At 58.9% G+C, this 14,760-nt stretch carries 14 protein-coding genes; 9 read left to right on the top strand and 5 right to left on the bottom strand.

Annotated elements, in window-relative coordinates; all coding sequences use genetic code 11:
- The first annotated feature begins 136 nt into the window (after nucleotides 1–136).
- From EAH78_RS06015 to EAH78_RS05985, 6 genes are all read left to right on the top strand, one after another.
- Nucleotides 137–1,261, top strand: coding sequence for a polysaccharide deacetylase family protein (locus EAH78_RS06015; protein ID WP_140666633.1), 1,125 nt, complete (start codon nucleotides 137–139; stop codon nucleotides 1,259–1,261).
- A 344-nt stretch (nucleotides 1,262–1,605) separates the two neighbouring features.
- Nucleotides 1,606–3,000 (top strand): PhoH family protein, encoded by a 1,395-nt coding sequence (locus EAH78_RS06010; RefSeq protein WP_140666631.1) that lies wholly within the window; start codon nucleotides 1,606–1,608, stop codon nucleotides 2,998–3,000.
- A 238-nt stretch (nucleotides 3,001–3,238) separates the two neighbouring features.
- A complete protein-coding gene (gene moaC / locus EAH78_RS06005; RefSeq protein WP_140666629.1) occupies nucleotides 3,239–3,712 on the top strand; it encodes a cyclic pyranopterin monophosphate synthase MoaC in 474 nt (157 codons plus the stop codon).
- On the top strand, nucleotides 3,709–3,951 hold the full coding sequence (moaD, locus tag EAH78_RS06000; protein ID WP_007896406.1) for a molybdopterin converting factor subunit 1: 243 nt from the start codon (nucleotides 3,709–3,711) through the stop codon (nucleotides 3,949–3,951). The genes moaC and moaD overlap by 4 nt, the downstream gene beginning before the upstream one ends.
- A gap of 3 nt (nucleotides 3,952–3,954) precedes the next feature.
- Nucleotides 3,955–4,407 carry a molybdopterin synthase catalytic subunit MoaE gene (gene moaE / locus EAH78_RS05995; protein WP_140666627.1) on the top strand — a complete coding sequence of 151 codons (453 nt, stop codon included), beginning with the start codon at nucleotides 3,955–3,957 and terminating at the stop codon, nucleotides 4,405–4,407.
- Between the two features lie 309 nt (nucleotides 4,408–4,716).
- On the top strand, nucleotides 4,717–5,493 hold the full coding sequence (locus EAH78_RS05985; RefSeq protein ID WP_140666623.1) for an ABC transporter substrate-binding protein: 777 nt from the start codon (nucleotides 4,717–4,719) through the stop codon (nucleotides 5,491–5,493).
- A gap of 116 nt (nucleotides 5,494–5,609) precedes the next feature.
- Here the strand turns inward: EAH78_RS05985 and EAH78_RS05980 are convergent, their stop codons facing one another.
- The 5 genes from EAH78_RS05980 to EAH78_RS05960 all read right to left on the bottom strand — a co-directional run bounded on the left by EAH78_RS05980 (nucleotide 5,610) and on the right by EAH78_RS05960 (nucleotide 10,899).
- Nucleotides 5,610–6,236, bottom strand: coding sequence for a helix-turn-helix transcriptional regulator (locus EAH78_RS05980; protein ID WP_123433588.1), 627 nt, complete (start codon nucleotides 6,234–6,236; stop codon nucleotides 5,610–5,612).
- A 90-nt stretch (nucleotides 6,237–6,326) separates the two neighbouring features.
- The gene (locus EAH78_RS05975; protein ID WP_140666621.1) at nucleotides 6,327–7,454 is read right to left on the bottom strand and encodes an NAD(P)/FAD-dependent oxidoreductase; all 1,128 of its coding nucleotides are present in this window, start codon (nucleotides 7,452–7,454) and stop codon (nucleotides 6,327–6,329) included.
- Between the two features lie 130 nt (nucleotides 7,455–7,584).
- Entirely contained in the window at nucleotides 7,585–8,532 is a 948-nt protein-coding gene (locus EAH78_RS05970; protein ID WP_193560067.1) for an ornithine cyclodeaminase family protein, read from the bottom strand.
- Nucleotides 8,533–8,670: 138 nt separating this feature from the next.
- Nucleotides 8,671–10,158 (bottom strand): ATP-dependent RNA helicase RhlB, encoded by a 1,488-nt coding sequence (gene rhlB, locus EAH78_RS05965; protein WP_140666617.1) that lies wholly within the window; start codon nucleotides 10,156–10,158, stop codon nucleotides 8,671–8,673.
- Nucleotides 10,159–10,242: 84 nt separating this feature from the next.
- The gene (locus EAH78_RS05960) at nucleotides 10,243–10,899 is read right to left on the bottom strand and encodes an alpha/beta hydrolase (RefSeq protein ID WP_140666615.1); all 657 of its coding nucleotides are present in this window, start codon (nucleotides 10,897–10,899) and stop codon (nucleotides 10,243–10,245) included.
- Nucleotides 10,900–11,366: 467 nt separating this feature from the next.
- Between EAH78_RS05960 and EAH78_RS05955 the strand changes: the two genes are divergently transcribed.
- From EAH78_RS05955 to EAH78_RS05945, 3 genes are all read left to right on the top strand, one after another.
- A complete protein-coding gene (locus EAH78_RS05955) occupies nucleotides 11,367–12,398 on the top strand; it encodes an amino acid ABC transporter substrate-binding protein (protein WP_123433592.1) in 1,032 nt (343 codons plus the stop codon).
- A 65-nt stretch (nucleotides 12,399–12,463) separates the two neighbouring features.
- Nucleotides 12,464–13,645 carry an amino acid ABC transporter permease gene (locus tag EAH78_RS05950; protein WP_140666613.1) on the top strand — a complete coding sequence of 394 codons (1,182 nt, stop codon included), beginning with the start codon at nucleotides 12,464–12,466 and terminating at the stop codon, nucleotides 13,643–13,645.
- A gap of 10 nt (nucleotides 13,646–13,655) precedes the next feature.
- Nucleotides 13,656–14,753 carry an amino acid ABC transporter permease gene (locus EAH78_RS05945; protein ID WP_140666611.1) on the top strand — a complete coding sequence of 366 codons (1,098 nt, stop codon included), beginning with the start codon at nucleotides 13,656–13,658 and terminating at the stop codon, nucleotides 14,751–14,753.
- Nucleotides 14,754–14,760: the final 7 nt, after the last annotated feature.

Here is a 14,760-nt window from a genome sequence, read left to right as displayed (position 1 = left end):
CAGTGGCGCCGATTTGCGACCGTTGCGCGCTCGAGCGGGAGCAAGCTCCCTCGCCACAATGAGTTCTGTGTTGCTGCGGGAGTTGGGGGCTGGATCGGCTATAGTGCGCCGCGGGTTTTGTTATGGAGACATCCCATTGCGTATCGTTTTTCTATTCTCGGCCTGGCTATTGAGCTTTGGCGCCCTGGCGGCGCCCGGTGATCTGGCGACACTGGATCGAAGCACCTGGCCTGAGAAACTCAGCAGCCCGACCCTGTTCGACGTGGCGTCGCGGGCTGAAATCCTCACGTTTGCGCGCGTGCTGCTGGCCAGCGAATCGCTGGATGAGCCCGCCCTGGCACAGCGCCTGGGATTGCGCAAAATCAATTTGGAAGCGGTCAATCAACTGCGCGAGCGCCTGTGGCAGCGCTTGTTGACGAACTACAACTTCGCCCAGCAAAGCTGCGATCAGGATGCGTCTTTCTGTTTCCTGGTCGAAGACATGGAGACCTTGCGCGGGCAAGCCGTCAAGTTCCAGGTCAGCGACGACAGCTACTACATCAAGTGGGCCGAACCGAGCCGGCTGTTCCACGCGCAGTACCTGGACGAGCAACTGCGCAAGGCCGCCCTGTTTCCGCAGACCAGCAGCGAAGTCGATCGTTTTGGCGACTATGAGCGCAACGGCGATGCCATGCATGACCGGCTGTTTTTGCTGACTTTCGACAGCGCCGCCAACATCGCGCCAGACAACACCGGTTGGGCCGCCGAGTACCTGCGCAAGTCGAACATGGGCGGCACGTTCTTCGTCCTCGGCAAGGACATTCAGGCACGTCTGGCCGCCGGCTCGGTGGCCAGCCTGCAAGCCATGTATTCACAGCAATGCATTGGCGTGCAGGGCTGGGAATTTCGCTCGCACAGCCACTGGCAGGATTGGCAGGACTCGGTGCGACGTAGCGTCGAACTGGTCAAGACCAAGTTGCCGGAGAACTACGTGCCACTGTTTCGTCCACCCGATGGTCAACGTCGCTCCGATGCCGAGGGCTTCTTCAATGCTCAGGGCTTGCAGGTGGCGTTGTGGGACATCGATGCCCAGGACGGGGCGGGCAAACTCAAAGGCAACGCGAGCGCACAACGGGTGTTGACGCTGATGCTGCTATGGCGCCATGGCGTGATCAATTTCAATGTGAAGCAGGACGCGGTGAAAACGGCGATGCCTTGGCTCATCACGCAAACGGCGCAAAGCGGGATCGGTTGGGAAGACTGTCAGGACGGTTTTCGCTGAAACGCGCTAATTGGCACAAGTGCCGTAAACATTGGGTTTTGGGCGTTTTTGAGCGGGATTTCGATGCAGGCGGACTTCCGACTTTAACGGGGTAGTGGCAGTCCGCCAAGTGCTATTGGTCATTCTGAAAAATAAACTTCAAAAAAGCGTCAAAGTACTTTTTTCTGTCACACGTTTTGGAGTATTACGAAGACAGACCGCCGAAACCTGCAACACAGGTGGCGTCTTCCAAGACCCGTTTGTTTGCAGTCACTTGACTCTCCGCAGGTGAGATTCGGCAGTCACTTCGAGGCGCAGCACCGCCCAGGTATTGCGTCTACTGGCTCCCACAAAGGTGACCGAGTATGGATGATCACGGACGTAGCTCTTCTTCCAACCAGCCAATCCTTTATGTACTCGATACCAACGTATTGATTCACGATCCAAACGCGCTGCTCAACTTCGAAGAACACCACGTTGCCATCCCGATGACCGTCCTTGAAGAGCTCGACAAGCTCAAGAGCGGGCATCACAGCGTGGCTGCGGAATGCCGTCAGGCCATTCGCCTGATCGACAAGACGCTGGGCGATGCCAGTCCTGAAGATGTAGAGCTGGGTGTGCCGATTCAGCGTGGAAAAAGTGGGCCCAAGGGTTTGCTGTCAATTCTGATGAGCAAACGCACCGAACCGAACATCATTCTTCCCGAACACCTGAACGACAACATCATCATCAACCAGTTGATCGACCTGCATGCGCGCGAGCCCAAGCTGCCTGTCGTGCTGGTCACCAAAGACATCAACATGCGCCTCAAGGCCCGAGCGTGCGGGATTGCGGCCGAGGACTACAGCACCGACCAACTGGTTGACGACGTTTCGTTACTGCCTAACGGCTACCACAACATGACCGGGTCATTCTGGGACCTCGTCAAGAATGTCGAAACCCGCCAGGATCACGGCCGCACCTGGCACCAGGTGAGAATGATCGACAACCTGCCGGCTGTGCACATCAACGAGTTCATCATCGACGAACAGGGCTTTGTCGGCTGGATCAAGGAAATTGACGAAGACAAGCTGCTGATCCTCGACCTGCACCAGGAACCGCTGCTGCATCAGGAGGCCTGGGGCCTGAAACCGCGTGACATCTATCAGAGCCTGGCGCTGTACGCCTTGCTCGATCCGGATATCCACCTGGTCAACCTGTCCGGTGCAGCCGGTTCGGGTAAAACCATCCTGGCACTGGCTGCGGCAATCGAGCAGACCATGGTCAGCAAACGCTATCGCCGGATCATCGCGACCCGTAGCGTGCAGGGCCTGGACCAGGAAATCGGCTTCCTGCCCGGCACCGAAGCAGAAAAAATGGAGCCTTGGCTGGGCGCCATCACCGACAACCTCGAAGCCTTGCACATGGATGATGAAAACACCCATGGCAGCGTCGACTACATCCTCAGCAAAGTGCCGTTGCAGTTCAAATCCCTCAACTACATTCGAGGCCGCAGCTTCCAGCAAAGCCTGATTTTGATCGATGAATGCCAGAACCTGACACCGCACCAGATGAAAACCATCATCACCCGTGCCGGCGCCGGTTCCAAAGTGGTGTGCCTGGGCAACCTGGCACAGATCGACACCCCTTACCTGTCCGCGACCAGCTCCGGGCTGACGTACCTGACCGAACGCTTCAAAGACTTCCCCAACGGTGTGCACATCACCCTGCAAGGGGTGCCTCGTTCGATTCTGGCCGAATACGCCGAATCGCATTTGTAATTGCTTTACCAGAACCGGGCGGCCTCAAAGCCGCCCGGTTTTTTTATATCCAACACAAATCAAATGTGGGAGCGGGCTTGCTCGTGAATGCGGTGTATCAGTCAATACAAATGTCGACTGACACTACGCCTTCGCGAGCAAGCCCGCTCCCACAGGGGATTGTGGTCAAGCAATAATCAAACGTGCGGAAAATTGACCCGCAGGTTTACAATCGACGCTCCTGATAAGGAGTAACCCTGTGCTGACTCATCTCGATTCCCAAGGTCGCGCCAACATGGTCGACGTCACTGAAAAAGCCGTGACGTTCCGTGAAGCGACGGCCCAAGCGCTGGTGCGCATGTTGCCCGACACCCTGAAGATGATCGTCAGCGGCGGTCACCCCAAGGGTGATGTGTTCGCCGTGGCGCGTATCGCCGGCATTCAGGCGGCGAAGAAAACCAGCGATCTGATTCCCCTGTGCCATCCGCTGATGCTGACCGGCGTCAAAGTCGAGCTCAGTGCCGAAGGTGTCGACACCGTGCGCATCGTCGCGCGCTGCAAGTTGTCCGGGCAGACCGGCGTCGAGATGGAAGCGCTGACCGCTGCCAGCGTGGCGGCATTGACCATCTATGACATGTGCAAGGCTGTGGATCGCGGCATGACCATCGAAAGCGTGCGCCTGCTGGAGAAGGTCGGCGGCAAGAGCGGGCATTTCCAGGCGGATCAGCCATGAACGTTACCGTGAAGTTTTTCGCGCGTTACCGTGAAGCGCTTGGCGTGGACTCGGTCAAGGTTGAGGGTGATTTCGCCACGGTCGACGACGTGCGTGCGCTGCTGGCTCAGCGCGATGGTGCCGAGGTGTTGAGCGAACAGAACCTGATGTGCGCGCGCAATGAAGACCTTTGCCAACTCGACGAACCGCTGAGCGATGGCGATGAAGTGGCGTTCTTTCCGACCGTGACCGGGGGCTGATCCATGGTGATTCGCGTGCAGTCCACGGCGTTCGATCCCGGTGCTGAAGTCAACGCCATGCACGCTGCCAATGTCGGCGTGGGCGCGGTAGTAAGTTTTGTCGGCTACGTGCGCGACTTCAATGACGGGCTCGATGTAGCGGGGATGTTTCTTGAGCACTACCCGGGCATGACCGAAAAGGCCCTCGGCAAGATTGCCCTCGAGGCCGAGCAGCGCTGGCCGCTGTTGAAGCTGGAAGTGCTGCACCGCATCGGCGCCCTGGAACCGGGCGAACCGATCGTCTTCGTCGGCGCCGCCAGCGCCCACCGCCAGGCCGCGTTCGATGCCTGCGCCTTTGTCATGGACTACCTGAAAACCCGTGCGCCGTTCTGGAAAAAGGAAAACACCAGCGATGGCCCGCGCTGGGTTGAGGGGCGTGACAGTGATCATGCGGCGGCGGATCGCTGGAAGAAGTAAACACCCTGTTGTTTCTTTGTTGTCGGCAATGCCGCCTTCGCGAGCAAGCCCGCTCCCACATTTAACCGAGTTCTCCCAGAAAAACGCGGTCGAATGTGGGAGCGGGCTTGCTCGCGAAAGGGCCGCCAGCCTCACCGCATAATTTCCCTGACTCACCACCCGACCATCGGCCGGGCATGATCCCGCTCGCCCGATTGACGATTAATACATAAAAGTCCAGTATGGAATTATAAGTACAAAAAAGGTGTTCCCTGTTTCTGCTCTTTCTTCTGTCTTGCCAAACCAACAACAACCCGCGAGAGAACGAACATGAAGAAATTCCCCCTCATTACCGGTCTGGCCCTGAGCCTGTTGGCGTGCAGCAGCGTGTTTGCCGCCGAGAAAGCCCTGCGCATTGGTATCGAAGCCGCTTACCCGCCGTTCGCCTCGAAAACCGACGAGGGCAAGATTGTCGGTTTCGACTACGACATCGGCAACGCCCTGTGCGCGCAAATGAAGGTCGAGTGTGTGTGGGTCGAAGGCGAATTCGACGGTCTGATTCCTTCCCTGAAAGTGAAGAAAATCGACATGGCGCTGTCGTCCATGACCATCAATGAAGACCGCAAGAAGTCAGTGGATTTCACCCACAAGTATTACTTCACTTCGTCGCGCCTGGTGATGAAGGACGGCGCGGTGGTCGATGACCAGTACGCCAGCCTCAAAGGCAAGACCGTTGGCGTGCAGCGCGCGACCACCACCGACCGTTACGCCACCGAGGTGTTCGAACCCAAGGGCATCAACGTCAAGCGCTACGGCAACAACGAAGAAATCTACATGGACCTGGCAGCCGGTCGCCTCGATGCGATTTTTGCTGACACCATTCCGTTGAATGACTTCCTGTCGATGCCGCGTGGCAAGGGCTACGCGTTTGCCGGGCCGGAGCTGAAGGATCCGAAATACGTGGGCGAGGGCGCGGGGATTGCGGTGCGCAAGGGCAACACTGAATTGGTCAGTGAACTGAATGCGGCCATTGATGGCATTCGGGCGAGTGGCGAGTATCAGAAGATTTCGGATAAGTACTTCAAGTCAGACATCTACGGCGACTGATAAATCGCCTTCGCGAGCAAGCCCGCTCCCACACTAGATCTGCGACTTATGGAGATCAAATGTGGGAGCGGGCTTGCTCGCGAAGAGGCCGGATCAAGCAACACAAATCTCAGATCCTAGCCCTTCAATTCCTTCAAATGCTTGTAGACCGTCGCCCGTCCCATGTTCAGCACATTGGCCACGTAGTTCGACGCGCTTTTGCCTTTAAAAGCGCCTTCGGCGTGCAGTGCCAGCACCAGTTCACGTTTGTGGTCGCGTGTCAGCAGGTTCAGGCTCAGTTGCCGTTCACGCAGCCAGGCATGCAGGAAAGTATTGATCCGTTCCTGCCAGTCATCGCGAAAAAGTGAGTCTGGTTGTGGGATCAGCTTGCTCGGCGAGAGGAACAGGTCGAGCGCAGCCTTGGCATTCTCGAACAGCGAGATGTTCAGGTTGACGCACAACACTGCCAGCGGATGACCTTCGCCATCGCGCAATACTGTGCTCAAGCTGCGAATCTTCTGACCATCCCAATTGAGTTTTTCGTACGGCCCGATGTTGGTCTCACTGACATCGTCGCTGAGCATGTCCTCCAGCGCCGCGTCATCGCCGATTTCCCGTTTTGACAGGTTGTTGGCGATGTAGTCGATCTTCTGCGTGCGCAGGTCGTGCAGCACCACCTCGGCATGAGGAAAGAACAGCGTGGCGATGGCATCGGCGATCGCTCGGTAATTGTCCAGCGCCGGGTCTTTTTCAGGTGCGTTCATACAGTGGAGCTCCAGGCAGCGTCAGCGCCCTGTAAAAACGGGCGCTGGAAGTTTGCCGCAATCGTGGCGACACGTCACCTGAACAGGCAATCAGCCGAGGCGGGCGAGGGATAGCATGTCGGCGTTCAGGCCGAAACGCGTGAGTTGCTCGGGCAAGCGTTCACCGCGTACCAGCGCTGCGCTGGCCTGGCCCATGGCCGGCGAAGTCTGGATGCCATAGCCACCCTGTGCCGCCACCCAGAACAGGCCCGGGACCAGCGGATCGAAGCCAGACAGTAAATCGCCGTCGCTGACAAAGCTGCGCAACCCGGCCCAGGTGCGTGTCGGGCGGCGAATGGTCAGGGTGGTGGCCTCTTCGATCTGGTAAATGCCCATGGCGATGTCGAGTTCTTCCGGCTGTACGTCGTGCGGTTCCACTGGGTCGGCGTTGGCCGGCGAGCCGAGGAACATGCCAGCGTCCGGCTTCATGTAGAAGGACTCGTCGAGGCTGACCAGCATCGGCCAATGGTGGATGTCCACACCCTCTGGCCCGGCGAAGATGAAGGCCGCCCGCCGTTTCGGTTGCAGACCCAGCGGTTTGGCGCCGGCCAGTTGACCGATTTTGTCAGCCCAGGCACCGGCAGCATTGATGATGACGGGGGCGCTGAAGGCCTGGCCATTGGTGGTGACTTGCCACACGCCTTCGGCATCGCGGGTCAGGCTTAGCACTTCGGTGTCGGTAATGACTTCGCCTTTGTTGCGTCGGATGCCGCGCAAGTAACCCTGGTGCAGGGCATCGGTGTCGATGTCGCTGGCGGTCGGGTCGTAGATCGCGCCATGGACTTTTTCCCGGCGCAGGATCGGCAGGCGCGCGCAGGCTTCATCGGCGCTGAGCCGTTGCATTTCGGGCACCGTGGCTTTAGCGCTGAGGTACTGATTGTCCAGCTCGGTCGGGTCGCCGGTGAAGTCCACGGTCATCTCGCCGCGCGGTGTCAGTAGCGGGTGTTCGCAGAAGCCGGCAGGCGGCGCGTCGAAAAAGTCGCGACTGGCTTGGGTGAGCGCGCGAACCTGGGGTGTGCCGTAGGCGGCGGTGTAGAGCGCGGCGGAGCGTCCGGTGGAGTGATAAGCCGGATGGGATTCGCGTTCGAGCACAATCACCCTGGCCTGCTGCGACAGCCAAAAACCGGTGGAAGCCCCGGCAATCCCGCCGCCGATGATGATGAAGTCTGCCTGGCTCATAAACGTCTCCTGTGGGGCGCAAATGCCGAAATTGTGGAGATCCCTGTGGGGGCGAGTTGTGGTGAGGGGGCTTGCCCCCGTTGGGTGGCGAAGCCGCCCCAAAGTCAGGCTCCCACAGGGATTGATGGTGTTAGTGCTGCAGTTGGTAGATGGCATTGGCCAATGCGATGTCTTCCAGCCCCAGGCCGATGGAGCGGAAGAACACCGTCCGGTCGTAGTCAGGGCGTTGTACCTTGCCGCTCAGCAGCTCGGGCAGGTCGCCGACTATCAAGCGTTTATCCCAGCCATGTTGCTCGCTCGCAATCAGCATCTCGCCCGCCGAGCCCGGTGTGGTCAGACGGTAATCGCAGAATACTTGCATGTCATTGAGGCTCTGCGGCGGCACTTCGTGGGCGCGTGGGGCGTTGGTGCTGATGGAGGTGATCAGCGCCGGTTTGCTCAAGATAGCCGGGTCGATCACCGGACCCGCGGACGAGGTGCACAACATGATCACGTCGGCGTCCTGAATCGCCGCTTCACGACTGTCGACGATGGTCAGACGAGGATCGAGACGCTGGAGCTGCGCCAATGCTTCGGGATTTTGCTCGCTCAGGCTCGGCGAGTAGAGGCTGATGCTCTGCCAGTCGCGCAGACCCTTGACGTAGTGCAAGTGCGACTGGGCGACTTTGCCGCTGCCGATGATCGCCAGACGTTGCGCGGTTACCGGGGCGAGGGCATCGACTGCCACCGCGGTGGTTGCGGCCGTGCGGGCGGTGGTCAATTCACCTGCATCGCACAGCAACAGCGGCTGGCCGGTCTGCATCGACATCAGCAGCGTCCAGGCCGTCACCAGCGGGCCTAGTTCACGCACGATGTACGGAGAGGTTTTCACCCCGTAGACACCGTCCTGCGCCAGTACCCCGAGGTAATTGATGAAGTCACCGGCACCCTGAGGGAATTCCACCAGTTGCTGCGCCGGTTGCACCGCTTGCCCGGCGGCCAGGTCACGGAACAGCTTGCGCAGGATCTGCGGCACGTCGACCTTCGCCAGCAGTTCGCGGGCCTGAGGCTGGGTGATCACATAAGGCGTACTGGACATGGTCGGCTCCGGAAGCTGCAAGTAAACTAATTTGTCCATTATGGACTTTTAGTTGTGTTGAGCAAGCGCTTGTAAAAAAGCGAGGCGAAAAAAAAGCGCAGTCCGTTTCCGGCTGCGCCTCTTCCTGCAGGTTCCCGGTTACGGGCGTTTGCGCTCAACCGCCCGCAGTAGATGCGTCGGTGGTGTTTCACAGCTGATCTTGCGACCCAGCAACGCCTCGATGGACGGTAACTGGTAAGAGTCATCTTCACCGGCAAAGCTGATGGACACGCCATCAGCCCCGGCGCGACCGGTACGACCGATACGGTGTACGTAGTCGTCCGGAACTTCCGGCAGGGTGAAGTTGATCACGTGGCTGATGCCATCGATGTGAATGCCGCGACCGGCAACATCGGTGGCAACCAGCACGCGAATCTTGCCTTCGCGGAACCCTTCCAGTGTCTTGATGCGCTTGTGTTGCGGCACATCACCGGACAGTTGCGCGGCATTGACGCCATCGCGCACCAGGCGTTCTTCAATGCGGCGCACTTCATCCTTGCGGTTGGCAAACACCATCACCCGCTCCCAACCGTTGTCGTTGACCAGGTTGTAGAGCAGTTTGTATTTGTCGGCACCGGCCACCGCGTAGATGTGCTGCTCGACGTTTTCGCTGGCCACGTTCTGCGACTCGATCTCGACGATCGACGGGTCGGTGGTCCATTGCTTGGCGAGGTTCATCACGTCTTCGGTGAAGGTCGCGGAGAACAGCAGTGTCTGACGCTCGTTCTTCGGCGGCGTCTGGCGAATGATCTGACGCACTTGTGGGATGAAACCCATGTCGAGCATCCGGTCGGCTTCGTCCAGCACCATCACTTCGACCATGTCCAGGTGCACGTCGCCGCGCTGGTTGAAGTCGAGCAGGCGGCCCGGGGTGGCCACGAGGATGTCGCAGTGGCGGGCTTCGAGGTGCTTGAGCTGCTTGTCGAAGTCCATGCCGCCGACAAACGTCATGACGTTGAGGCCGGTGTATTTGGTCAGGTCGGCTGCATCCTTGGCGATCTGCACCACCAGTTCGCGGGTTGGCGCGATGATCAGTGCCCGCGGTTCACCCATGTAGCGCTCTTTCGGCGGCGGGGTTTCCAGCAGTTGGGTGATGATCGAAATCAGGAACGCGGCGGTTTTGCCGGTGCCGGTCTGGGCGCGACCGATGGCGTCTTTGCCCGCCAGGGTGAAGCCCAGCACTTGCGCCTGGATCGGCGTGCAGTACGGGAAGCCCAGGTCCTGGATGGCGTGCATCAGTTCGGGGGCGAGTTTGAAGTCGTGGAAGCGGGTTTTGCCTTCCAGGGGTTCGACAGCGAAGTCTTCGAGTTTCCAGGGGATAACCGGCGCTTTTGGCTTCGGTTCACGACGTGGTTTTGCAGGTTTTGGGGCTTCGCTGAGCGGTTGTTCCGCTGCGATGACCTCGACAGGAGGGGCGGCCGGTGTGGTCACGGGCTCGTGTTTCGGTGCCGCTACGGCAGCGGTCCGGCCAGGCTGATGACCGTCGGTGCGGTGGCTGGGGATGTGAGACGGAGCGCTGGCGACTGGGGCGAGCTGCTCAGCCTCGCTTTTACCGAACATCTTTTTGAGTGCTTTGAGCACGGTCATCTCATCAATTGGTTAAGGAATGTACGCCGGCCAGTGTAATGCAAGAAACGGGCGCGGCGTAGCGGGATGATCAAAGGAAGGCTTTTAACGCAGGCGCTCGGCGAGCCAGGTGCCGATATCGCGAATTTCTTCGGGTAACACTTCGTGGCCCATTGGGTATTCCTGCCATGTCACGGTGACACCACGCTGCTTTAAATGCTCATACGCAGAGCGGCCCATGGCGTTTTGCACCACGTCATCGTACTGGCCGTGCAAAGACAGCACGGGAATACGCTGCTGGCTGGCGGAAAGCTCAAGTGCATCGCTGAACGTCGGCGCGTAGGTGGAGAGGGCAAGTACGCCACCCAGCGCCCCCTGCCACTTCAGGAAAGCGGTGTGTAACACCACGGCGCCGCCCTGTGAAAAGCCTGCGAGAAAAATCCGCGAGGCGTCTATTCCAACGGCTCGCTGCACTTCGATCAATTTAATGACCCGCTGCGCTGACTCTTCCAGCTGCTCGCGGTTGATCGCGCGCGCCGGACTCATGGCCAATATGTCGTACCAGCTCGGCATCTCGTAGCCACCATTAATGGTGACGGCGCAGGTGGGTGCCTGGGGCAGAACGAAGCGGGTGGTCAGCAGGCTTTCCTGCAGTGCTTCGGCCACCGGCAGGAAGTCGTAACGGTCGGCGCCCAGGCCGTGCAGCCAGATAACGCAAGCGTCTACGGGCTTTACGGGTTCAAGAATCAGGGGCTCGGTCATGGCTGCTCCATTGTTGTGCGTGCGCTCTCATTGGGTGCGAGACCTGAGTGCGCTTCAGGTTGATCAGTTAAGAAGATGTCGCAAGGCTACAAGTTTTGCTATTGACCTGTCGCGCAAACGGTTCAGCGAGCGGTCTGGTACGGGCTTTGCTATGGGAAAGCGGTGCAACCCATCTCGCCCCTTGCGGTAACACTATCAGTGTACTGCTGACGGCGGGATAGCAAAGAATCCGGTGATGGATGTTCGCCAGTGGCCGTTACGGGCTTCGCGAACGTGAAAGGGCTACAGCCCGTTCGGCCGATTGGTGAGAAGTGAGTTATCCATGATGTGGATTTTCTCCTACTAGACTCATAGCGCAGGTCCTACGTCGGTTGACCCCAAAAAAAGCCAACTCGGGTCGATTACGCCTCAAAAGGGTGCGGCAGGACTCAAGCTCCGACACAACAAGAGCAAAACTGGAGGTTTGAATGAAGATGTTGAAATCCACCCTGGCTATCGTGACTGCAGCCGCAGTACTCGGTATCAGTGGGTTCGCTCAGGCGGGTGCAACCCTGGATGCAGTGCAGAAAAAAGGTTTCGTACAGTGCGGTGTCAGTGATGGTCTGCCGGGCTTCTCGGTTCCGGACTCCACTGGCAAGATCGTTGGTATCGATGCTGACTACTGCCGCGCCGTGGCTGCTGCAGTGTTTGGCGATGCAAACAAAGTCAAATTCAGCCAGTTGAATGCCAAGGAGCGTTTCACCGCTCTGCAATCCGGCGAAATCGACATGCTGTCGCGCAACTCCACCATGACCAGCTCCCGTGACGCGGGCATGGGCCTGAAGTTTCCTGGTTTCATCACTTACTACGACGGCGTGGGCTTCCTGGCCAACAGCAAGCTGGGCGTGAAAAGTGCCAAGGAACTGGACGGTGCAACCATCTGCATTCAAGCCGGTACCACCACCGAGCTGAACGTGTCCGACTACTTCCGTGCCAACAACCTGAAGTACACCCCGATCACTTTCGACACCTCCGATGAAAGCGCCAAGTCGCTGGAATCCGGTCGTTGCGACGTGCTGACCTCCGACAAATCCCAGCTCTACGCACAGCGCAGCAAGCTGGCTTCGCCGAAAGACTACGTGGTTCTGCCGGAAACCATTTCCAAAGAACCTCTGGGTCCAGTCGTGCGTAACGGCGATGACGAGTGGCTGGCCATCGTTCGTTGGGTTGGCTACGCCATGCTCAACGCCGAAGAGGCGGGCGTGACGTCCAAAAACGTGGTTGAACAAGCCAAGTCGACTAAAAACCCTGACGTTGCCCGTCTGCTCGGCGCTGATGGTGAGTACGGCAAGGACCTGAAACTGCCGAAGGACTGGGTCGTCAAGATCGTCAGCCAGGTCGGCAACTACGGTGAAGTCTTCGAGAAAAACCTCGGCAAGAGCACTCCGCTGGAAATCGACCGTGGCATGAACGCCCTGTGGACCAACGGCGGCATTCAATACGCACCACCAGTGCGCTGATGGTTCTATCACCCGGTGGGCCAACCACCGGGTGATGTTCTGTTCCATTACATCCGGGGCACTTCATGCAAAATTCAATCGGCGCACCAAAGCAGAGGCTCAGCCTCAGCGATCCCAAAGTGCGTGCGTGGCTGTTTCAGATCATCACCATTGTGGCGGTGGTCTCGATGGGCTGGTATCTGTTCGATAACACGCAGACCAACCTTCAACACCGGGGTATTACCTCCGGTTTCAGTTTTCTGGAGCGCAGTGCCGGTTTCGGCATCGCTCAACACCTGATCGACTACACCGAATCGGACAGCTATGCCCGGGTGTTTGTCATCGGCCTGCTCAACACGCTGCTGGTGACCTTCATTGGCGTGATCCTGGCGACGATCCTCGGGTTCATTGTCGGCGTGTCACGACTGTCGAAGAACTGGATCATCAGCAAACTGGCGACTGTTTATGTGGAAGTCTTCCGCAACATTCCGCCGCTGCTACAAATCCTGTTCTGGTACTTCGCGGTATTCCTGACCATGCCGGGGCCGCGCAACAGCCATAACTTCGGCGATACCTTTTTCGTCAGCAGCCGTGGCCTGAACATGCCGGCCGCGTTGACGGCGGACGGGTTCTGGCCGTTTGTGGCGAGCATTGTCGTGGCCATTGTCGCCATCGTGCTGATGAACCGCTGGGCCACCAAACGCTTCGAAGAGACCGGCGTCCCGTTCCACAAGTTCTGGGTTGGCCTGGCGCTATTCCTGGTGATCCCGGCGCTGTGCGCCTTGATCTTCGGCGCGCCACTGCACTGGGAATTGCCGGAGCTCAAGGGCTTCAACTTCGTTGGTGGCTGGGTGCTGATCCCGGAACTGCTGGCATTGACCCTGGCCCTGACGGTGTACACCGCGGCGTTCATCGCCGAGATCGTACGTTCGGGCATCAAGTCGGTCAGCCACGGCCAGACCGAAGCGGCGCACTCGCTCGGGCTACGCAACGGTCCGACCTTGCGCAAGGTGATCATCCCGCAAGCCCTGCGCGTGATCATTCCACCGCTCACCAGCCAATACCTGAACCTGGCGAAGAACTCCTCGCTGGCGGCCGGTATCGGTTACCCGGAAATGGTGTCGTTGTTTGCCGGTACGGTGCTGAACCAGACCGGGCAGGCGATCGAAGTGATTGCGATCACCATGAGCGTGTACCTGGCGATCAGTATCAGCATTTCCCTGCTGATGAACTGGTACAACAAGCGCATTGCGCTGATCGAGCGGTAAGGAATAGCGCATGAGTACTCATACTTTCAAACCTGACATGCCTCCACCGAGCAGTAGCATCGGTGTGATTGCATGGATGCGCGCGAACATGTTCTCCAGCTGGCTCAATACCCTGCTGACCCTGTTCGCGTTCTATCTGATTTACCTGGTGGTGCCGCCGATCCTGCATTGGGCGATCCTGGACGCCAACTGGGTCGGCACCACGCGCGCCGACTGCACGAAGGAGGGCGCCTGCTGGGTGTTCATCCAGCAGCGTTTCGGCCAGTTCATGTACGGCTACTACCCGCCGGAACTGCGCTGGCGCGTCGACCTGACCGTGTGGCTGGCGGTCATCGGTATCGCACCGTTATTCATCTCGCGCTTTCACCGCAAAGCGGTGTACGGCCTGAGCTTCCTGGTGCTGTACCCGATCATTGCCTACTTCCTGTTGCATGGCGGCGTCTTCGGCCTGACCAGCGTGGCAACCAGCCAATGGGGCGGCTTGATGCTGACCCTGGTGATCGCCACCGTCGGTATCGCTGGTGCTTTGCCGCTGGGTATCGTCCTGGCGCTGGGGCGTCGTTCGAACATGCCGGCGATTCGGGTGGTCTGCGTGACCTTCATCGAATTCTGGCGCGGCGTGCCGTTGATCACGGTGCTGTTTATGTCGTCGGTGATGCTGCCGTTGTTCCTGCCCGAAGGCATGAGCTTCGACAAGCTGCTGCGGGCACTGATCGGCGTAATCCTGTTCCAGTCGGCCTACGTCGCTGAAGTGGTGCGCGGTGGTCTGCAAGCGATTCCAAAAGGTCAGTACGAAGCGGCTGCCGCGATGGGTCTCGGTTACTGGCGCAGCATGGGCCTGGTGATCCTGCCGCAAGCCCTGAAGCTGGTCATCCCCGGCATCGTCAACACCTTCATTGCGCTGTTCAAGGACACCAGCCTGGTGATCATCATCGGCCTGTTCGACCTGCTCAACAGTGTCAAACAAGCCGCCGCCGACCCGAAATGGTTGGGCATGGCCACTGAAGGTTATGTGTTCGCGGCCCTGGTGTTCTGGATTTTCTGTTTTGGTATGTCGCGCTATTCCATGCATCTGGAACGCAAGCTCGACACTGGCCACAAGCGTTAGGAGTTCT

Origin of the sequence: Pseudomonas arsenicoxydans (assembly GCF_006438915.1) — a bacterium.
GTDB classification, from domain to species: Bacteria; Pseudomonadota; Gammaproteobacteria; order Pseudomonadales; family Pseudomonadaceae; genus Aquipseudomonas; species Aquipseudomonas arsenicoxydans_A.
Note: the sequence above shows the minus strand (reverse complement) of the source record. Positions and strands in the feature narration are given on the sequence as shown.